Source organism: Krasilnikovia sp. M28-CT-15 (assembly GCF_047159595.1).
In the GTDB taxonomy this organism is placed as follows: domain Bacteria; phylum Actinomycetota; class Actinomycetes; order Mycobacteriales; family Micromonosporaceae; genus Actinoplanes.
Genome location: NZ_BAAGAK010000001.1, coordinates 5,951,316 through 5,970,793 on the forward strand (window position 1 = coordinate 5,951,316; position 19,478 = coordinate 5,970,793).

16 protein-coding genes are annotated in these 19,478 nt (G+C 71.2%); 4 read left to right on the top strand and 12 right to left on the bottom strand.

Annotation, left to right across the window (positions count from 1 at the left end; genetic code table 11):
• The 4 genes from ACMCNO_RS27260 to ACMCNO_RS27275 form a co-directional block, all read right to left on the bottom strand.
• Entirely contained in the window at window positions 1-1,323 is a 1,323-nt protein-coding gene (locus tag ACMCNO_RS27260; protein ID WP_412752303.1) for a TIGR04013 family B12-binding domain/radical SAM domain-containing protein, read from the bottom strand.
• A gap of 57 nt (window positions 1,324-1,380) precedes the next feature.
• A complete protein-coding gene (locus tag ACMCNO_RS27265) occupies window positions 1,381-1,743 on the bottom strand; it encodes a hypothetical protein (RefSeq protein ID WP_412752304.1) in 363 nt (120 codons plus the stop codon).
• A 179-nt stretch (window positions 1,744-1,922) separates the two neighbouring features.
• Window positions 1,923-2,255, bottom strand: coding sequence for a hypothetical protein (locus ACMCNO_RS27270; protein WP_412752305.1), 333 nt, complete (start codon window positions 2,253-2,255; stop codon window positions 1,923-1,925).
• A 112-nt stretch (window positions 2,256-2,367) separates the two neighbouring features.
• Window positions 2,368-4,026, bottom strand: a complete 1,659-nt coding sequence (locus ACMCNO_RS27275) for a methyl-accepting chemotaxis protein (RefSeq protein ID WP_412752306.1) — start codon at window positions 4,024-4,026, stop codon at window positions 2,368-2,370.
• Between the two features lie 47 nt (window positions 4,027-4,073).
• Between ACMCNO_RS27275 and ACMCNO_RS27280 the strand changes: the two genes are divergently transcribed.
• Complete coding sequence (locus ACMCNO_RS27280) at window positions 4,074-5,327, top strand: saccharopine dehydrogenase family protein (RefSeq protein WP_412752307.1); 1,254 nt, start codon at window positions 4,074-4,076, stop codon at window positions 5,325-5,327.
• Between the two features lie 9 nt (window positions 5,328-5,336).
• Here the strand turns inward: ACMCNO_RS27280 and ACMCNO_RS27285 are convergent, their stop codons facing one another.
• The 4 genes from ACMCNO_RS27285 to ACMCNO_RS27300 form a co-directional block, all read right to left on the bottom strand.
• Window positions 5,337-5,774 carry a CBS domain-containing protein gene (locus tag ACMCNO_RS27285; RefSeq protein ID WP_412752308.1) on the bottom strand — a complete coding sequence of 146 codons (438 nt, stop codon included), beginning with the start codon at window positions 5,772-5,774 and terminating at the stop codon, window positions 5,337-5,339.
• Window positions 5,775-6,030: 256 nt separating this feature from the next.
• The gene (locus ACMCNO_RS27290) at window positions 6,031-7,950 is read right to left on the bottom strand and encodes a hypothetical protein (protein ID WP_412752309.1); all 1,920 of its coding nucleotides are present in this window, start codon (window positions 7,948-7,950) and stop codon (window positions 6,031-6,033) included.
• 508 nt (window positions 7,951-8,458) lie between these two features.
• Window positions 8,459-8,926 carry a hypothetical protein gene (locus tag ACMCNO_RS27295; protein WP_412752310.1) on the bottom strand — a complete coding sequence of 156 codons (468 nt, stop codon included), beginning with the start codon at window positions 8,924-8,926 and terminating at the stop codon, window positions 8,459-8,461.
• 99 nt (window positions 8,927-9,025) lie between these two features.
• Window positions 9,026-10,261 carry a hypothetical protein gene (locus tag ACMCNO_RS27300; protein WP_412752311.1) on the bottom strand — a complete coding sequence of 412 codons (1,236 nt, stop codon included), beginning with the start codon at window positions 10,259-10,261 and terminating at the stop codon, window positions 9,026-9,028.
• 127 nt (window positions 10,262-10,388) lie between these two features.
• Between ACMCNO_RS27300 and ACMCNO_RS27305 the strand changes: the two genes are divergently transcribed.
• The 3 genes from ACMCNO_RS27305 to ACMCNO_RS27315 all read left to right on the top strand — a co-directional run bounded on the left by ACMCNO_RS27305 (window position 10,389) and on the right by ACMCNO_RS27315 (window position 13,429).
• Complete coding sequence (locus ACMCNO_RS27305; RefSeq protein WP_412752312.1) at window positions 10,389-10,652, top strand: hypothetical protein; 264 nt, start codon at window positions 10,389-10,391, stop codon at window positions 10,650-10,652.
• Between the two features lie 58 nt (window positions 10,653-10,710).
• On the top strand, window positions 10,711-12,198 hold the full coding sequence (locus ACMCNO_RS27310) for a GGDEF domain-containing protein (protein ID WP_412752313.1): 1,488 nt from the start codon (window positions 10,711-10,713) through the stop codon (window positions 12,196-12,198).
• Between the two features lie 70 nt (window positions 12,199-12,268).
• Window positions 12,269-13,429: a hypothetical protein gene (locus tag ACMCNO_RS27315; RefSeq protein ID WP_412753820.1), complete on the top strand. Its 1,161-nt coding sequence runs from the start codon at window positions 12,269-12,271 to the stop codon at window positions 13,427-13,429.
• 93 nt (window positions 13,430-13,522) lie between these two features.
• On the opposite strand, the gene ACMCNO_RS27320 is transcribed toward ACMCNO_RS27315, so the two are convergent.
• The 4 genes from ACMCNO_RS27320 to ACMCNO_RS27335 form a co-directional block, all read right to left on the bottom strand.
• Window positions 13,523-14,230, bottom strand: a complete 708-nt coding sequence (locus ACMCNO_RS27320; RefSeq protein ID WP_412752314.1) for a SemiSWEET transporter — start codon at window positions 14,228-14,230, stop codon at window positions 13,523-13,525.
• Between the two features lie 159 nt (window positions 14,231-14,389).
• On the bottom strand, window positions 14,390-15,352 hold the full coding sequence (gene ligD / locus ACMCNO_RS27325; RefSeq protein WP_412752315.1) for a non-homologous end-joining DNA ligase: 963 nt from the start codon (window positions 15,350-15,352) through the stop codon (window positions 14,390-14,392).
• A gap of 27 nt (window positions 15,353-15,379) precedes the next feature.
• Window positions 15,380-17,497 carry an MMPL family transporter gene (locus ACMCNO_RS27330; protein WP_412752316.1) on the bottom strand — a complete coding sequence of 706 codons (2,118 nt, stop codon included), beginning with the start codon at window positions 17,495-17,497 and terminating at the stop codon, window positions 15,380-15,382.
• Window positions 17,498-17,604: 107 nt separating this feature from the next.
• The gene (locus ACMCNO_RS27335; protein WP_412752317.1) at window positions 17,605-19,410 is read right to left on the bottom strand and encodes a diguanylate cyclase domain-containing protein; all 1,806 of its coding nucleotides are present in this window, start codon (window positions 19,408-19,410) and stop codon (window positions 17,605-17,607) included.
• Between the last annotated feature and the right edge of the window lie 68 nt (window positions 19,411-19,478).

Here is a 19,478-nt window from a genome sequence, read left to right on the forward strand (position 1 = left end):
TCAGCCGTCGGTCACCGGCACGGTGGGCAGAATCGTGCGGCTGCGGCCGGGCCGCGGGTACTCCTGAGCGGCGGCCGCCAGCCGGGCCGCGTGGTCGCGCTGCTTCTGCCAGTGCCCGTACAGCGCGCCGCGCTGGGACAGCCGGTCCACCTCCCGGATCGTCTCCGGGTCGACGTCACCGGGCGGCGCGTCCCGCCACGGCGTGCCCGGCAGCGGCATGAACGTGTGCGCGTGAATGCGCGCGCCCAGCTCGGCCAGCTCGCGGGCCAGGGCCAGGGAGGCATCGACATCCCCCGGGGCCTCCCCCGGCATGCCGAAGATCATGTCCACATTGATCCGGAAGCCCTCCGCGATGCCGAGACGCACCGCGCGCCTGACCTCGTCCACCCCGTGCCCGCGCTTCGCGGCGTCCAGCACCCGATCGGAGCCGGACTGCGCACCCACGATGATGTTGGTGTTGGCGCAGTACTTCCGGACCAGCCGCAGCGCCTCGCGGGACACGTGCTCGGGCCGGATCTCGCTGGGGAACGAACCGAAGAACACCCGCCCGCCCGGGCCGATACCCTCCCGGCAGCTCGCCAGCAGCTCCTCCACCGCCGCGAGATCCGGCTCCTCGGTCTGGCTGCCGTACGACAGCGCGGTCGGCGTGATGAACCGGACGTCGCGCAGGCCCCGCTCGCGCATCCGGTCGACGTGCCAGCGCACGTTGCCCACACTGCGATGCCGGAACCTCGCCGAGAACATGAACGGGGTCTGGCAGAAGCGGCACGCGTACACGCAGCCGCGGGTGATCTCCAGGGCGTTGAACCGGTCCCAGCGCAGGGAGAACCCACGGAAGTCATCGAGCGGGCGGCGCTCCGGGCGCCCGGTACGCACGACGGCGCCGGTCTCGTCCCGGTAGACCAGGCCCGGCACCCCGGCGTACGCCCCGGCCGCGTCGACCAGGCGCAGCAGCGTGGTCTCGCCCTCGCCCACCGCGGCCACGTCCCAGCCCGCGTCCAGGGTCTGCACCGGCTCCGCGGTCGCGTGGACCCCGCCCGCGACATGCGTCACCCGCGGCGCGTCGGCGAGGCTCCGGATCTGCGCCAGCTCGGCTGCGAGCGCCGCCGCATCGGGCGAGTAGAACGACCAGAGGACGAGCACCCTGGCGCCCTCGGCCAGCGCGGTCTCGATGTGCCGCGCAGTGGACTCGGCGGTGTCACCGAACCGGACGTCGTACCGGGTGGTGGTCTCGTGCTCCTCCAGGGCACCCAGCAGCACGTGGAAGCCGTACGTCACCGCCTTGCGATACCGCAACACCAGGACCAGCTCAGGACCGCCCATGTCGCGATTCTGCCAGCCCTCAGCCTTCGCACCGTCGATCGTCGGCCATGAGCCGCCTCAATCCGGATCGAGGTACCTGCTCCACTCGTCGTCTGGAGGACCCGCTGGGCCGGTCTCCCCTGCCGCTAGGCGGCCACGAATGTCCGACTCCCAGTCCACGGCCCACCGTCTGAGCCGATCAACGTCCGACGCTGTCAGCCCGTACGAATGAAATGTCCCGTCATCCAGATCGCCGACGGCGCCAAGGCGATCAGCGAGCTCCTCGATCGAGAACCCAGCAGCATGGTGGGCACCCAAAGTTTCCAGGTCGTGCCAGCTGATCCGACTATGGGCCGCTTGTACGTCGATGAAGTCCCGGTGCGCCGCGCGATCGTGCAAGGCCCGCACCTTGAGCCCGACAGCATCCTCGAACGCGAGCACCGGACCAACACTGAGCTGGGCCGGAGGGGCCGATGGCCTCCTTGAGGAGGTCTACCTCGCAGTCGCCTGAGGGAGTGGAAACCAGCAGGCGCGCCATTCGGGGCGTCGCTTCGATCACCTTCGCGGTGTAGCCGGCTTCGCGGTAGGCAGACACGAGACGGTCCACGATGAGAGGCTAGTCAGTCGATCGCAGCCAGCTCAGGGAGGTGTGACTCCCACAGGGCCACCAGGCGCCGAGCGGTCAACCGGCGAATCCGCGGCCAGTCCTGTCGGAGAAGGTCAGCATGGACATAGGTGATGATGTCCTCGCGTTGGCCGCAGTCCAGCAGGGTCCGGTAGAGGGTCAGCCGCTGCCGGGAGTCGCTTACGTCGAACTCGGCCCGACCCGACCATGCCAGGCGCACCGGAAGGTGCACCGACCCACAGTCGGGGCCCCGCAGGTGCTCCATCGCATCGGGGATGCGCTTCGCGGCTCCGCTCAGCCGGGACGGGAGCGGCACGGTCGATGTCATGTCGCCATTGTTCCGCATCAGGACGTCACCCCGCACACCCATCACCCTGCACACCCATCGGATGCGCAGCAAGGGCCGGACCCGAAGGTCCGGCCCTTAAGCCTTGCTCAGGTCAGGCCAGCTGGAAGCGGGAGACGATGGCCCGCAGCTCCGCGCCCATGCGGGCGAGGTCCGCCGCCGACTGCTGGGAGTGGCTCACCCCCGTCGTCGTGATCTCCGCGGCCTGCGCCACGGAGGCGATCGTGGTGGCGATCTCACGGCTGCTCTCGGCGGCCTCGGTGACGTTGCGGCCCATCTCGCCCGTGGTCGCGGTCTGCTCCTCGACCGCGGCGGCGATCAGCGTCTGGTACTCGCTGATCCGGTCGATGATCCCGGCGATCTGCTCGATGGCCTTCACCGCGCTGGCCGTGTCGGCCTGGATGGCCTCCACCCGCTGCGAGATGTCCTCGGTCGCCTTGGCGGTCTCCTGGGCGAGGTCCTTGACCTCGCTGGCGACGACCGCGAAGCCCTTGCCCGCCTCGCCCGCGCGGGCGGCCTCGATGGTGGCGTTGAGCGCCAGCAGGTTGGTCTGTTCCGCGATCGCGGTGATCAGCTTGACGACGTTGCCGACCTCCGCCGAGGAGGTGCCGAGCTTGCCGACGGTCTCGTTGGTCGCCTGGGCGACGCTGACGGCCTCCGCGGCCACTGCGGCGGCCTCACCGGCGTTCTGCGCGATCTCCCGGATCGACGCGCCCATCTCGTCACTGCCGATCGCCACGGTGTCGACGTTCGCCGACACCTGCGCGGCCGCCCGGGTCACTTCCCGGGCCTGCGCGCTCGTCTCGTCGGCGGACGAGGCGATCTGCTCGGAGACCTGGGACAGGTCGTCGGAGGCGACGGCGAGCGAGTCGGCGTGGCCGGAGAGCTGGCCGACCGTGCCGCGCAGCGATTCGACCGTCTCGTTCAGCGCGTCACCGAGCTGGCCTAGCTGGTCCTTGCGCTTGATGTCGACGGTGGCGGTGAGGTCGCCCTTGGCGAGCTTGCCGAGCGCGCCGACGACGATCGACAGCGGCCGGACGACCGACCGGGTGACCAGGATGCTCAGCACGGCCGCCAGGGCCAGCGCGATGAGCAGGGCGCCACCGAGGGTGTACTGGCCCACGCGCTGGGCCTTCTGGCTCTCCGCACGGGCCGCGTCCATGCGCTGGTCGACGGACTTCTTCAGAGCCGACACCGTGTCATAGATGACGCCGAGAGAGTCGGCCGCGGGGCCGTCGTTGATGGCGTCCATCGCCTTGATCTTGCCAGCCTGGCTGTCGTCACTCAGCCACTTCATCACCTTCTCGTCCCAGACGAAGAAGTCATCCCAGGCGGCCGAGAGCTGCGCGTACAGCTTCTTCTCCTGGGGCGTCATGCAGGAGGCGTGCACCTCCTTGAAGCTCTCGTACACCTCGTCCTTGGCAGCGAGTTCTTCCGTACGGTTGAAGCTGTCCTTGCTGAGGGCCTTCTTCGCGCCATACGCCGCGACGTCGGCGACGACCAGCCCCTGCCACCCGGAGATGTCCGCCATCTGGTAAAGGGCGTACTGCACGTCGCGGCGGACCTGCTCGAGACAGGTGAGCTGCTCCTGGGCCTTCTGCTGGCGGGACATTCCCCACGAGCCGGCGCCAGCGGCGACGATCATCAGCACCACGAGCACAGAGAATGCACCGCCGAGCCGCTTGCCTACACTCGATCGACCGAACCGCACGGCGAACCCTCCCGGCACCCTGGATGTGATTACCCCCCTCATCGGCCGGGCTTCAGCGAGACCTAAGACATGAGGGAGAATCGACGACCGTGAGCGATGACACCCCCACTCGCGTCCGAGACCTCGACATCGTCGTGTACGGCGCCACCGGCTTCGTCGGAGCGCTGACCGCGGAACACCTGGCCGCATACGCCCCGGCCGGGACCCGGATCGCGCTGGCCGGGCGCTCGGAGCGGCGCCTGGCGGCGCTCCGGGACCGGCTCGGCGTGGACTGGCCGCTGCTGGTCGCGGACGCGGACGACACCGCCGCCTTGGAACAGCTCGCCGCGGCCGCCCATGTGGTGCTCACCACAGCAGGCCCCTACGCCAAGTACGGCCGCAAGCTCGCCCGCGCCTGCGCGGCCGCCGGGACCGACTACGTCGACCTCACCGGCGAGGTGCTGTTCGTCCGGGACAGCATCGACGAGAACCACGAGCTGGCGAGGACGACCGGGGCCCGGATCGTGCACTCGTGTGGTTTCGACTCGATCCCGTCCGATCTCGGCGTGCACATCCTGCACGAGCGGGTGCGCGCCGACGGCGCCGGGGAGCTGACGGACACCACGCTCGTGGTCACCCGCTTCCGCGGCGGGGTCAGCGGCGGCACCATCGACTCGCTGCGCCACCAGATCGACCAGGTGCGCCGGGACCGCGGGCTGCGCCGCCTGGCGTCCAGCCCGTACTCGCTGAGCCCGGACCGGGACCGCGAGCCCGACCTGGGGCGCCAGCACGACCTGGTCAGCCTGCGCGGCCCGGAGGTGGCCCCGGGCCTGCGGGGCAGCCTGGCGCCGTTCGTCATGGCGCCGTACAACACCCGGGTGGTGCGGCGCAGCAACGCCCTGCGCGACTGGGCGTACGGCCGCCGGCTGCGCTACCGCGAGGTGATGAGCGTCGGCACCTCGCGGCTGGCGCCGGTGCTCGCGGCGGGCACGAAGGTGGGGCTGGCCGCGCTCGTGGTCGGGCTGTCCGTGCCCCCGACCCGCTTCGTCCTGGACCGGGTGCTGCCCAAGCCCGGGGAAGGACCGGACGAGCAGACCCGGCGTACGGGCCATTTCACGATCGACCTGTTCACCACGACGACCAGCGGCGCCCGCTACACCGCCCGGGTCAAGGCTCAGGGCGACCCCGGGTACGCGGCCACCGCCCTCATGATCGCCGAGTCCGCGCTGGCGTTGGCGCTGGACCGCCACGACCTGCCCGCGACACCGGGCGGGGTGCTGACCCCGGCAACCGGCATCGGGGACGCGCTCGTGCGGCGGCTGCGGGCGGCGGGCATGGAGCTGTCGGCCCAGCCCGCCACCTGAGCCGTACGGTCAGCGGCGCTCGCCGGTGATGTAGCCGGTCAGTTCGGATCGCTCCGTCTCCAGCTCGTCGATCCGCTTCTTCACCACGTCGCCGATGCTGACGATGCCGCGCAGCGAGCCGTCGACCACGACCGGCACGTGCCGGAAGCGGCGCTCCGTCATCATGCGTTCCACCTCGTCGAGCTGGGCGTCCGGCGCGATCGTGTGCACCTCGGCGGTCAGGATCGCCGTGACCGGCTCCGCCAGCACCGCGGAGCCTCGCGCGGCGAGGGCCCGGACGATGTCGCGCTCACTGACGATTCCCTCGACCGTGGAACCCTCGCGGGACACGACGACGGCGCCGATCCTGTTCTCGGCGAGCACCGCCAGCAGCCGGGCCACGTGTGTTTCCGGGGGGACGGTGACAACCTTGTCGCCCTTGGCCCGAAGTACGTCGCTGATGCGCATGTTCCCTCCAAAGATCCCGCGCTGGACCCGCCGAAGTGGACGCTCACCAGCCTAGGGCTCTTGGGCCCCGCTGGTCACAGTTTCCCGCACAGCCTCTGGAACGTGTCCGCCGCCGCGCCTGGCTGCCCGCCGCCGGATCGGCAATCCGAATATAGGCACAAGTAGGCATATAACGGACGGACGGTACCTTGTGCGGAAAACAGAGCAGCCGACCCGGCACGTCCGGGTCGGCTGCTCACTGCATCCGTTCCTTGCCCTATTTCCAGCCGGACTCCGCGGCCCGGCGGCGGCGCACCGAACCCGCGATGGCGAAGCCGGCCAGCAGCAGCACCACCCCGACGCCTACGACGGCCATCGTGTTCGCGCCGGTGAGCGCGAGCTTGTTGCCGGCGGTCGGCGCGGGCACCTGCTGGTCGGCCTGCGCCACGGGCTGAGCGTCGGGCGCGGCCTCCTGGTCCAGGGCCGGGTCGATTTCGACATCGGCGGGCGCAGTGGCCTTGTCGCCACTCGGCTCGTCCGCCTTCTGCGTGTCCGTGGTCGCGGTCCGCTTCTTCGTCACCGTCGGCTCAGGGGCCGCCTTCTCCTCGTCGCCCTGATCCCGTGTGCTGTCGGAGTCGGCCTTCGCGGCGTCATCGGACTCGGTGCTGCCGGTCACGGTCGGCTTGCGGGTCGGCGGGTTGGTGCTGACGATGACGCTCTTGGTGCTTACGCCACCGTTGTTGCCCTGCTGCTGGCCGCCGGTGTTGTTGCCAGCCTGCTGGCCACCGTTCTGCTGGCCGCCCTGCTGCTGGCCGCCGTTGTTGTTGCCAGCCTGCTGGCCGCCGTTCTGCTGGCCGCCCTGCTGCTGGCCGCCGTTGTTGTTACCAGCCTGCTGGCCACCGTTCTGCTGGCCGCCGTTGTTGTTGCCACCCTGCTGGCCACCGTTGTTGTTACCGCCCTGCTGGCCGCCGTTGTTGTTGCCTTCGACGCGGATGCGGACGGCGTCGAGGGCAGGGGTCTGGTTGGCGCGCTCCATCATCGGGATCCGGTGCGAACCGTCACCCGCCCACGACGCACATTGCGCGATGCCCTCCTGCGGCAGGCCCGGCACGTTGATCGTCACCTCGTCAGCGCCGCGGCCACCCTTCTTGTCCTCCGTCGCCACGAAGAACGCGGGCACCGGGTCCGGTGCGGGAGCAGCATCGGTGGTCTGCAGCATCCGGCAGGCGGTGTGGAAGTGACCCCGCACGATGCCGCCCTGCAGGACCGAACTCTCCACGTAGTACCCACCCTGACCAGCCGCCAGGAACCGGTCACGAATCAGGTTCCGGGTGCTCACCTTCAGACTGAACGCCTGACCCGCCGCCACCTGCTGCGGCGCGTCAACGATCAACAACGACGGGTTGTTCGCCGCCGAACCAACCTCACCGAACTCGGTCGACACACAACGGTCACCCTTCTGGAAACCGTCATGCGGCGGCAACTGGCTCGTCTTACAGCTGTTCGTCAACACACCCAGACCCGCACCCGGAGGCGGAGCCTGACCATTGTTGTTGTTCCCACCGTTGTTGTTGCCCTGCTGGTTGTTGCCACCCTGCTGGTTGTTGTTGCCACCCTGCTGCTGGCCGTTCTGACCCTGCTGCTGGTTGTTGTTACCGCCCTGCTGCTGGCCGTTCTGACCCTGCTGCTGGTTGTTGTTGCCACCCTGCTGCTGGCCGTTCTGGCCCTGCTGCTGACCGTTCTGGTTCTGCTGGTCACCCTGCTGCTGGCCGTTCTGGTCCTGCTTGTCGCCCTGCTGCTGGTCCTGCTTGTCGCCCTGCTGCTGACCGTTCTGGTCCTGCTGACCGCCCTGCTGGCCGTTCTGCTGCTGACCGCCCTGCTGCTGACCGCCCTGCTGCTGGTCGTCCTGCTGCTGGTCGTCGTCGTTGTCGGCGGCGTTGCGCATCACCCAGTCGCGGCACCTGTCCCGCATCTCGTCCGCGGACGGCACATCGCCGGCGCCGTCGTCGGCGTGCTGGGTCACCTGCCCCTTGTTCGTCGTCCAGGTGCCCCGCCTGGTCTCCGTGGACAGCTTCGTGGACCTCGGCGCCTGGATGTTGTCGCAGGCGGCCAAGGCGCGCTGGGTCGAACGCTTCGTGCTCGCGTCGGAGACCTGGGTGACGGTGACGATGCCGCCGAAGGCCACGAGCGTGGCCACCGCGGCGACGATGCGACGCCGTCCGCTGAACCACTTCGACCACGACGATTCGCGCCTGTAACGCCTTCGCATGGGTGAACCTCTTCTGTCGCTGCACGCCGTCGTGGCGACGAATACGAAAAGTCGCCGGTCGGTGGCTGTCAGGTGGGGGGCGACGAGAAGCGGGCGGAAGCGGCGACCGGTCCATGGACGACATTCCGTAGTCGTTTCCGCGCTCTCATCACCGGCCAAGGAGCCCTGATCGGGGCTGCGCGAGGCCGGCAACCAGACGGTAAGAGGCGCGCCGACGGAAGGCAATCGGCGCCAGGGAATTGAGGAAGTCTTATGCCGGAATTAAAGAAAACATAGGCGATGAACCGCTAACCGCGGGCATCATCCGAACGGATGATGTCGATGGTTCGGCACGGTCTGCTGATTTTTTTCGCGCGCTGCAGTCCAGGTGAAACGACGAAGCCCGGCCCCGATGCGTCGGGGCCGGGCTTCCGGCGTAGCGAGGTGACCGCAGTGCTCAGTCGGTCTCCGTCTCGGTGTGCTCCGGGGTCGGCGCCGGCTTGGGCGTGCGCTTGGCCTGAGCCTGGATCCGGCTCACGGTGTACACCTCACCGGCCCGGGTGCCCTTCATCTCGATGCGGTCACCCACCGCCAGCGACGCGAGGGACGCCTTGGCGCCGTTCCGCTTGATCCGCGCGGTCGGCGAGACGCTGACGGTGACCGTACGGTGCCTGACGTTCTTGGTACCGCCCTTGACCACGACCGTGACCGTCGCCGCGTCGACGTCGATCGCGCTGATCGAGCCGCGGCCCTCGAAGACGGCCTTCTTCGGCTTCTTCGGCTTGGAGGGCTTGGGGGACGCCTGCACGGTGGCGAGCTGCTTCACCCCGGCCTGGTGGGCGGTGGCGGCAGCCGCACCCGTGGCGGGACCGAGGATGCCGACAGCCACGGCCACAGCCGCCACGACGGAACGACGCATGCGCATGGGCGCTCTCCTTGCTCGAGGGACCCGTACAGAATTCGAACGTTCGGGAGCAGACCGGTGTGCGCTCGGGTTGCGGGACGGTTGCGGGGCCGCGCGGATTCAGTCCGGCAGCCCGCAACCGGCGGGTCCCTGCGCCGCCAGGACGGCGAGTACGCAGACCGCGCCGCGCGGGTAGTAGTCGCCCATCGCGGCCGCCGCCGGACGTGCCCGGCCGTTCGGCGGCGCGTCCAGCACCGAGTACGGGAAGCTGTCCACCGGCAGCATGTTGCGCAGCACCACGAGATGGCGGGCGCGGGGGTGCTCCAGCGAGAACGGCACGAACGTGACCCCGGGCAGCGCCTGCACCGCGGACCGTTGCGCCTCGGTGCCGAGCACGAAGGTGTAGTAGCCACGGGGGTCCAGGGCGGCCACGTCGTCGTGCCGGCAGCCCGGATCCACCGTGCCGTCGGGCAGCTCGTTGACCACGACCGGGTAGTACGGCCGCCGCAGATTGGTGCAGAGAGACCAGTACCGCATGTCGTCGCCCGGTGCGGGCCACGGGCTGGGATGCGGGGTGTCCGGGCTGGCTGCCGCCCGGCCCCGGATCACCACCACCCGATCGCCATGCGGCGGGTGGATCCACGCGCTCAGGTAGCCGCTGTCCGGGTTGGGGAACAGTTCGTCGTTGCCGCGGCCGCGGGCGAAGGCGAGGTCCGGGGCCGTGCGCGGCGGGGGGAGGACGGGGCGGCGTGGCCCCGGCGGCGCCACCGCTGCCGGGCAGGGCCTCAGCGTCCGGGGTATGCCGCGGTCGATCACGGTCAGCGTGGGCAGGCGCGCGGGGACCGTTGGCCGGTCGGCGGGCAGATACGTCCGGTAGACGAGGAAGCCGACATCACCGTCGCTGGCGTGGGCCGGGGCGATCGGAACCGTGTTGGCCTGGCCGGGATCGACCTGGTGCCGCAGGTAAAGGGTGTAGGACCCGCCGGGCCGGGCCCGCTGCTGCCACGGGTTGACGCTGCCGGGATCCGGGGCGATCTGGTAATCGGTACGGGCGGAGGACACGCCGTTGCGGGTGAAGGTGCCGCGCAGGCCGTTGTAGACGGTCAGCGAGGCGTACCGGGCGTCGGGGAAGGTGCCGGTCACGGTGATCTCGCGGTCCGCGCGCACCCGGAACGGAGTCACCCAGTAATGCGCGTTGGTGTCCGGCAGCGCGACGTTGTGGGCGTCCGCACCCACCTCCTCCGGCCAGGCGCAGGCCGGGCCGCCCGGGGCGGCCGCCACGGGCGTCGGGCCTGCCCCGGCGGGGGGCAACAGCAGTACGGCGGCCAGGGTCACCGTCGTCCACGATCGAGTCATGGCAGCAGTCCACCACGGTCATGTGACGACCACGGCCGGTGATGACCGTCAATATCCGCGGATCTGCTCCGCCGCGGCTTTTCGACCATCCTGCGCGGTCACCGACCGGCTGGGCATAATCGGCTCCGTGACCAAGTGGGAGTATGCGCGCCTCGAATACCGGGCCGCGGGCACGTTCGGCACCGACCGGTACATGGACTGGACCGCGACCTTTCACCACCCGGGGGGCGTACTCCGCTGGGGCACCGACGAACGCTTCGACGACCTGCGCCACCTCAACCGGGCCGGTGCGGCCGGCTGGCAGGTGTACGACCGGGCCGCCGTCACCGTGATCAACGAGCCTCACCGGCTGCACGGGGTGACGTACTCCATGCGCCGTCCCGTGTCCTGACCCCACCCCGCCGCCCGCCTTTGCTCAGGTCGTTCGCCGGGATGCCGATCGCGCGGACGTGAATCCACGGGTGTTCCGGAGCTTCCTGGTCTTCGGCGTGACTGTTGCGGTGGTCCATGCGACCGGCAACGACGTCGTCGCGGCAACCACGTACGGGGTGGCGGGCGCCGCCGCCGCCGTCGCGATCATGCTCGGGTACGCCCGGCACCGCCCGCGGCCCCGGCGCGCGTGGCCGCTGGTCGGGGCGGCCGTGCTGGCCGGCTCGGCGGGGCACCTCATCGCCGCCGCGCCGGCGCCCGTACCCGTCCGGTACGCCGTCGGCGTCATCCCGTGCCTGTTGCTGGTGGCCGGGCTGGCGGCGCTGACCCGCGGTGCCCGCTCCGGCACCCGGATCGACGCCGCGATCGTCGCCGGCAGCCTGGGGCTGCTGGCCTGGATGCTGGCGGTGGTGCCCGCGCTGGCCCGCGACTATGTGTCCCCCCGGTGGTTCGCGCTGGGCGTGGCCACCGCGCTGGCCGAGCTCGTCGCGCTGGTGCTGCTGGGCCGATTGCTGACCACCGGGGACCGGCGCGCGCCGATGCGGTACCTGCTGGGCGCCGGGGTGCTCTGCGGGTTCGCGGGTGACTGGTGGTTCAAGGGCGAGGCGCTGCTGCACGGTCCCGCGCTGCCGAACGCCCGGGGCGGTGCCCTCGTCTGTCTCGGCTTCGCGCTCATCGGTGCGGCGGCGCTGCACCCGGCGACCGCCGTGGCGGTGTCCGGGGGTGGGAAAGCCGCGGCAGCCACCGGCGACGGGGCGGCGGACGAGGGAGCGCTGGTCGATGACACGGCCACCAAGCCGGCCAACGGGGAGGCGCTCGCCGCGCTGACGGTGCGCAGGCTGACGCTGCTGGCCGGGGCGGCGCTGCTGCCGCCCGTGGTGCTGCTGGCCGAGGCTCCCGCGGGCGTCGGCGGGCTCGACGCGGTCGCGATCGGGGTGGCCTGCATCGGGGTGTTCCTGCTCGTGGTGGTACGGATGGCGGGGCTGGTCCGGCGGGTCGAGGAGCAGGCCCGTACGCTCTCGCGCGTCGCCACGAGCGATGAGCTGACCGGGGCCGGGGACTGGCGTTCGTGGGAGGCGGCCCTGCCGGCGGCGGTCGAGCAGGCCGGGCGCACCGGCCGCCCGCTGTCCGTGGCGGTGCTGGAGATCGACCACTTCCCGCGGTTCGCCGACACGCACGGCGCCCGGGCGGGCGACCAGCTGCTCAAGTCGGCGGCGGCGGGCTGGCTCGGCATGCTGCGCCGCAGCGACACGCTGTACCGGCATTCCGGGCCGGAGTTCGGGCTGATCCTGACGGACTCCACCGCGGCGCACGCCACCGAGGTGGTCGCCCGGATGCGCCAGGGTATGCCGGGCGGGCAGACGTTCTCGGCCGGTGTGGCCCATTGGACCGGCACGGAGTCCGCGGCGCAGCTCGTCGCGCGCGCCGACACCGCGCTGTACCGGGCGAAGGCCGAGGGCCGCGACCGCACGGTGGCGGCGGGCGAGACCGCCCCCGCGCTCGGATAGCGGCCGGGTGGAGACGGGCCGTTCGGCTGTGGAACGGTGCTGCCCGGCCACCTAGCATCGTCCGGTGCGAATGCAGCGGGCCGCCGCGGCCACCCTCGGGCTTCTGAGCGTCGTCACGGTCGCGGCGGGCTGTTCGCCGGATCCGGGGCCGCCCGCGGCCGTCGGTGCGTCGTCGGCACCGCCCGCGACCCGGCCGGTCCCGGCCGCCACCACGGCGGCTCCCACCACCACGGCGTCGGCGACCGTACGCCGGACGGGTCCGGCGCCGGGCAACCCGGCCGGTACCGCCACGATTCCCGCAGCAGGCCGCGCCGTGGACACGAGCCGGCCGGACCGGGTCGTGGGCACCGGCACCCCGGGCAGCTGCACCTCCGCGGCGGTGGTGCGGGCGGTCGCGGCGGGCGGGGTGATCACATTCGACTGCGGACCGGACCCGGTGACGATCACGATGCGGGCCACCGCGAAGGTACGCAACGCCGCGTCGCGGGTCGTCCTCGACGGCGGCGGCAAGGTCACGCTCAGCGGGGCGGGGCAGCGCAGGATCCTGTACCTGAACACCTGCGACCAGGCGCAGGGCATCATCACGTCGCATTGCCAGGATCAGGACAGTCCTCGGCTGACCGTGCAGAACCTGGCGTTCGCCGACGGCGACAGCACCGGGGAACGGGCCGAGGGCGGCGGCGGGGGCGCCGTCTTCGTCCGCGGCGGACGGCTGACCGTGATCGGCTCCCGCTTCACCGGCAACCGGTGCGACCGGACCGGGCCGGACCTGGGCGGCGCGGCGATCCGGGTCCTGAGCCAGTATCACGGCCTGCCCGTCCACGTCGTGCGCAGCACGTTCACGGGTGGGTCGTGCGCGAACGGCGGAGCGCTGAGCAGCATCGGGGTGTCGTGGGTGATCCTCAACAGCGTGCTGACCGGCAACGCCGCGGTCGGCCACGGCGCGAATCCGGCCCGGGCGGGCACCCCGGGCGGCGGCAGCGGTGGCGCGATCTACGCCGACGGCAACACCTTCACCGTACGGCTGGCCGGCACGGTCGTCGCGGACAACCGGGCCGCGGAGGGCGGCGGCGCGGTGTTCTTCGTCAGTAACGACCGCTCCGGCACGATGCGGATCGAGGATTCGACGCTGCGCCACAACCCGAGCCGTGGCTTCGAGACCGCCGGGCTGCCCGGGATCTTCTTCCTCGGCGCCCGCCGTCCCGCCATCGAGAACTCACGGCTGCGCTGACCCTGCCTGGACCGGGCGGCGCGGGACCGGCTGTGGTCTACCGCCGGTCGCCGCCGCGGTGCGCTGCGGCGACGACCTGCTCCATGGATCGGGTCAGACGCCTGCCATCGCCAGGTTGCGGGTGGTGACGGTCGCGCGCCAGTTCACGGGATCGCCCGTGGGCAGCGCGGACAGCGACGTCGCCGGGCGCGTCGCCAGCACGAAGCACACCACGAGTGCGCCGGCCAGGCCCGCCGAGGCCGACAGCCACACCGCGGGCTGGCCGGTGAGCGCGCCGTACGCCAGCCACGCGCTGGCCGCGCCGGCGGTCAGGCGCCACCGCAGCGGCGACAGCCCGCTGAGGTCCTGGGTACGGTCGCGCAGCAGCGCCAGTGGCTGCGGCACCGCGGACATGATGGACGCCGCCACCAGGACCGTCCCCAGGAAGTCGGCGATCACGCGCCCCGAGCCCGGCAGCAGGGCCGCCGCGGCACCACAGCCGAGAGCCGTGGCCAACATGACCACCGCCGCGCCTGCACTGCCCGCCAGCATCCGCCCGGTGCGCAGCTCGCGCCGCGCCCCCAGCAGGGCGACCAGGACGGCGAGACTCGCGGTGCCTGTGATCGTGTTCGTGACCACCTGGACCCGTTCGCCGCTGAGCAGCCCGTAGGTGATCCAGCCGATCGGCAGGGCGAAGGTCAGCCAGGAGGCGGTCGCGGACAGTCCGGTCGTGTGGCGCTGAACGCAGGAGCGCCAGACCTGGGGCCAGGGAAGGGCGATGGACAGGGCGGCACCGAGCCAGCCGAGGACAGAGGCGTGCATGATCCATTCCGGGTCGTGGGGAGTTGCCGGTGATCCGGCTTCGGATGTCCCCATCGGCGACCCGGGACGACGACTGAACAAGATCACCCGTGACGGGGCCCACCCGTCCGGAATGTGAGAAGCCGCCGCTTCGGTCCTGGCTTCGGTGATAAGGCCGGATCAGGTGGGTTCGGCGGGGGTGGCCAGGCCCGCGTGCTCGTCGCGGTCGGCCCACTCCAGCAGCGGGGCGAGGTCGTGGGCGACGGCGTCGATGCCCGCATGCAGGTCGCCCAGCCGGGCGAAACGTTCCGGCACCGTGGCCATGGTGCAGTCGCGCGGGTCGACCACGTCGATCTCGTCCCACTCGATCGGCGTCGAGACGGTCGCCTCCGGCACCCCGCGCACCGAGTACGCGCTGGCGATGGTGTGGTCGCGGGCGTTCTGGTTGTAGTCGATGAACAGCGACTCCGGGTCGCGGTCCTTGCGCCACCACGTCGTCGTGACGTCCTCGGGGGCCCGCCGTTCCACCTCGCGGGCGAACGCCAGCGCGGCCCGGCGGACGTCGCCGAACCCCCAGTCCGGCCGGATGCGGACGTACACGTGCAGGCCCTTGCCGCCCGAGGTCTTGGGGTATCCGGTGATGCCCAGCTCGTCGAGCACCTCGTGGGCGACGTGCGCGACCCGCCGCACCGTGCCGAACGGGCACTGCGGCATCGGGTCGAGGTCGATGCGCCACTCGTCCGGCTTCTCGGTGTCGGCGCGCCGCGAGTTCCACGGGTGGAACTCGACCGTCGACATCTGCACCGCCCAGATGACCTCGGCCAGCTGGGTGACGCACAGCTCGTCGGCGTGCCGGCCGTACCGGGGGAAGTGCACCCGGACGGTCTGCAGCCAGGGCGGCGCGCCGTTCGGGACCCGCTTCTGGTGCACCTTCTCCCCCGCCAGGCCGTCGGGGAAGCGGTGCAGCATGCACGGCCGCTCGCGCAGCGCGCGGACGATCCCGTCGCCCACGCTGAGGTAGTACTTCGCCAGGTCCAGCTTGGTGCGCCCCGAGCTGGGGAAATACACCCGGTCGGGGTTGGAGATCCGTACGGTGTGCGGCCCGACCTCGAGCTCCACCGCCGGTGACCTGGAGGCCGGCATGGATCTCAACCTAGCGGTGGTGGCCGGTCAGGACACCGTTTCGAGATCCCGGTCAGTCTCCGGCTCCTCCTCGGCCGGCCGGTCGGTGACCGCGGTGAGCTTGCTCGGCCACCACATCCACCGCCCGAGATCCAGGGTGATCGCGGTGACCAGGACCGACCGGACGATGAGCGTGTCGAGCAGGACCCCGAACGCGACCGCGAAGCCGATCTCCGCGAACGCCACCAGCGGCAGGCTGGCCAGCGCCGCGAACGTGCCCGCCAGCACGATGCCCGCCGAGGTGATCACCCCGCCGGTCGCGGCGAGCCCGATCAGCGCCCCGCGCCGCGTGCCGTGGTGGTGGGCTTCCTCGCGGACCCGGGTCATCAGGAAGATGTTGTAGTCGATCCCGAGCGCCACCAGGAACACGAAGACGTACAGCGGGAACGACGAGTCCTCGCCCGCGAAGCCGAACACGTGCCGGAAGATCAGCGCGCTGACCCCCAGGGCCGCCGCGAACGACAGCACGACCGTGGCCATGAGGATCACCGGGGCGATCACCGCGCGCAGCAGGATGCCCAGGATGACCAGGACGACCACCAGGACCAGCGGGATGATCAGCCGGTTGTCGTGGTCGTTGGCCCGGTTCATGTCCAGGGTCATCGCGGTGATGCCGCCGACCTTCGCGTCCGCCCCGGGTACGGCGTGCACCGCGGCGCGGATCCGGTCGATCGTGGCGCGGGCCCGGCCGCTGTCCGGCGCGTCGCGCAGCGTCCCCTCGATGGCGGCCAGGTCGCCCTTGACCACCGGCTCGGCCGCGTCGGCGACCCCCTCGGTCCCGGCCAGCGCCTGACGCAGCTGCGCGGCGGTCGTGGCCTTGCCGATCACCACGACGGGCTGGCCCTGCCCGGCCGGGAAGTGCCGGGCCAGCGCCTCTTCGCCGGTGACCGACGGCGGCTTGCTGACGAACGTGTCGGCGGTGGCCAGCCCCTTGGCGTCGAGCTGGAACAGGCCGAGCGCCATGGCGCCGAGCGCGGCGGCCGTGACGATCCAGACCAGGCGGGGGCGCAGCGCGATGCGGGTGCCCAGCCGGGCCCACAGTCCGGTGGCGGTCGGCTCGGCGGTGCCGTACGAGGGGCGGGCGGGCCAGAACAGCCAGCGCCCGAAGATCACCAGCACCGCGGGCAACAGGGTGATCATCACGAGCAGGCCGACCGTGATGCCGATGGCCGCGACCGGGCCGAGGCCGCTGGTCGCGTTCATCTGCGCCAGCGTCAGGCAGGACATGCCGATCGCCACGGTGGCCGCGCTGGCGATGATCGCCGGTCCGGCCCGGTGCAGGGCCAGTGCCATGGCCTCGTGCCGGTCGGTGTGCCGGCGCAGTTCCTCCCGGTAGCGCGCGACCAGCAGCAGTGCGTAGTCCGTGCCCGCGCCGAAGACGAGCACGGTCAGGATGCCCGCGCTCTGTGCGTTGACCACCAGCCCGGTGTGCTTGGCCAGCAGGTAGATGACGGCCTGCGCGGTGGTCAGCGCGACGCCCGCCGAGATGATCGGCAGCAGCCACAGCACCGGACTTCGGTACGTGATGAGCAGGATGATCGCGACGATCGCGAGCGTGGTGTAGAGCAGGGTGCTGTCGATGCCCTCGAACGCCTTGCCGGAGTCGGCCGCGTTGCCCGCCGGGCCGGTGAGGTACACGGCGAGCCCGTTCGGGTCGGCCTCGGTGATCGCCTTGACCTCGGCCACCACGTCGACGATCTTCTGCCACCCCTCGGCGTCGACCTTGATGGGGACGATGATCTGCAACGCCTTGCCGTCCTGGGCGGGCACCGGGCCGATCACCTTGCCGGTGACCCCGCTGACCTTCGCCAGCGCCTGGGCGTCGCGGGCGGCCTTGGCCTGGTCGGCGGCGACGATGCCGGCCGGGCGTTCGTAGACGATGACCGCCGGGGCGATGTCGTCCGGCTGGAACCGCTTCTGCAGGTCGGCGGCCTGGGTCGACTCGGCGTTACCCGGCAGCCACGCGGAGTTGTCGTTCTTCTGGACGCCGGTGAGCTTGCCGGCCAGCGGGCCGGCGACCGCCAGCACCACGATCCACAGCGCGAGGACCAGCCATTTCGTCCAGCGCCCGCAGACCAGCCGCGCGACGCCCCCCGTGCCCGACATCCGAATCCCCCCAGACCACTCCCGGTACGACCGACCGGAGCGTAGTCGCCCGGACCGGCAATGCCGAAGCGGTTCACCCCCAAGCTCAGGGTCTTCTCAGGGTGAGGCTAGTCCGAGGCGCGGTGTCGCCCGACCCGAACGGGTTCCGGCTCCACGCGGGCCCGCCGCCCGCCGCCGGCCTTCTTGACCGCGTACATGGCGTGGTCGGCGGCGCGCAGCACCACGTCCGAGTCCTCCCGGGGGGCGGCGAGGTGGACCCCGACGCTGGCGCCGATGGTCACCTCACTGCCGTGGACCAGGAACGGCGTCTCGATGGCGGCACACACCCGGGCGGTCATCGCGTCGGCGTCGGCCTGGTCGTAGATCCCGGGCATGAGCACGACGAACTCGTCGCCGCCGACGCGGGCCAGCACGTCCTCGGCGCGTACGCAGGAGCTGAGCCGCCCCGCGACCTGCCGCAACAGCTCGTCGCCCGCCTCGTGGCCGTGCATGTCGTTGACCGGCTTGAAGCCGTCCAGGTCGACGAAGAGCACCGCGACCGCGTCCTTGCTCAGCGTCGAGTCGAGCGCGTCCTGCATGCGGCGGCGGTTCGGCAGCCCGGTGAGCGCGTCGTGCAGCGCCTCGTGGGTGAGTCGCTCCTGGAACGCCCGGTTCTCGCTGACGTCCCGGGCGTTGATGACGATGCCGGCCAGCGCCCGGTTGTGCAGCTTGTTCGACGCGGTGATCTCGAACCACCGGAAGGTGCCGTCGGCGTTGAAGACCCGCGACTGCATCCGCTTGACCCCGTCGCGCTCGCCGAGCAGCCCGGCGAACGCGGCCTGGATCCGTTCCCGGTCCTCGGGGTGCAGGATGTCGAAGACGCTGGTGCCCTGCATGGAGCCGCTCGGCACGTTGAGCAGCGAGGCGGCGCTGGGGCTGGCGAACGCGATCCGGCCGGTCGGGTCGAGCACCGACACCAGGTCCGGGGCGTGCTGGAACAGCGCCTGGAACCGTTCGTCGGAGCGCCGCCGCTGGATCTGCGTGCGGTAGCCGAGCATGGTGATGCCGATGACGCCGATGAGCAGCATGGCCAGCAGCGTGACGTTCAGCGTCTGACTCTTGCTGTACACCGCGCCCGAGAACGAGGCCACCGACTGACTGCGCACGTACGACCAGCCGCCCGGCATGCCCGGCACCACCATCGCGATCATCGCGGTCTTGTCGGCGGAGGTGAAATTCACGAACGTGGGTTCGGTGGCGTGCCCCGCGACCGCGGCGACGGCCGGGTTGATCGTGGTGCCGATCTTCCTGCCGTCGCTGGAGAAGCCGATCCGGCCATCGCTGTCGATGAGCTCGGTGAGGTGGGTGTTGTCGCTGAGCTTCTCGACGTACCCCTGCAGCGGCGTCTTCGCGAACTCCATGAAGCCGACGAGCATCGCCACCGGTTTGCCGGCGCGGGCCAGGGGGATTGCGACGGCCTCGATCGCCACCCCTTCGACGTCTATCACCTTGGAAAAGCCGGGCTCGCCCTTCGCCACCAGGCTGCGCATCAGGTCGAAGCCCTCGTCCTTCAGCAGCGGCAGGCCGGTGGTCCGGGTGGCGTTGAGTACGGTGCCGTCCAGTTCGCTGAGCGCGGCGCCGTACTTGAGGACGTTGGTCTTGGTGACGAACTGGCCCAGGGCGCTACGGTCGGCCGCGTTGCCCCTGGTCAGGCGGAACGGGGTGGCTTTGGCGAGCACCATCAGTTCGGCGGCCGTCATCAGCTGCATCTGCCCGGAGAGGGTGGTGTTGTTGACCGCCAGCGCCTGGGTGTCGGCGCGGTGCACCGTGTCGATCGCATGCAGCGCCGAACGGTTCACCAGTACACCGACAGCGCCGGCGGCGATCAGCAGTACGACGCTGACCACCACGGCGATCCAGTTGCGCAAGCGCATGGGGCACCCTCCTCGCGGAAGAGGATCGGCAGCCCGGGACCCGCACTCAACCAAACTGAGCCGGATTT

What these genes read in the sequence shown, in the direction of transcription:
- ACMCNO_RS27330 (WP_412752316.1), bottom strand. Translation starts at nt 17,497, where the DNA reads ATGTCGGGCACGGGGGGCGTCGCGCGGCTGGTCTGCGGGCGCTGGACG.
- ACMCNO_RS27285 (WP_412752308.1), bottom strand. Translation starts at nt 5,774, where the DNA reads ATGCGCATCAGCGACGTACTTCGGGCCAAGGGCGACAAGGTTGTCACC.
- ACMCNO_RS27315 (WP_412753820.1), top strand. Translation starts at nt 12,269, where the DNA reads ATGCAGCGGGCCGCCGCGGCCACCCTCGGGCTTCTGAGCGTCGTCACG.
- ligD (WP_412752315.1), bottom strand. Translation starts at nt 15,352, where the DNA reads ATGCCGGCCTCCAGGTCACCGGCGGTGGAGCTCGAGGTCGGGCCGCAC.
- ACMCNO_RS27320 (WP_412752314.1), bottom strand. Translation starts at nt 14,230, where the DNA reads ATGCACGCCTCTGTCCTCGGCTGGCTCGGTGCCGCCCTGTCCATCGCC.
- ACMCNO_RS27300 (WP_412752311.1), bottom strand. Translation starts at nt 10,261, where the DNA reads ATGACTCGATCGTGGACGACGGTGACCCTGGCCGCCGTACTGCTGTTG.
- ACMCNO_RS27270 (WP_412752305.1), bottom strand. Translation starts at nt 2,255, where the DNA reads ATGACATCGACCGTGCCGCTCCCGTCCCGGCTGAGCGGAGCCGCGAAG.
- ACMCNO_RS27295 (WP_412752310.1), bottom strand. Translation starts at nt 8,926, where the DNA reads ATGCGCATGCGTCGTTCCGTCGTGGCGGCTGTGGCCGTGGCTGTCGGC.
- ACMCNO_RS27260 (WP_412752303.1), bottom strand. Translation starts at nt 1,323, where the DNA reads ATGGGCGGTCCTGAGCTGGTCCTGGTGTTGCGGTATCGCAAGGCGGTG.
- ACMCNO_RS27335 (WP_412752317.1), bottom strand. Translation starts at nt 19,410, where the DNA reads ATGCGCTTGCGCAACTGGATCGCCGTGGTGGTCAGCGTCGTACTGCTG.
- ACMCNO_RS27275 (WP_412752306.1), bottom strand. Translation starts at nt 4,026, where the DNA reads ATGAGGGGGGTAATCACATCCAGGGTGCCGGGAGGGTTCGCCGTGCGG.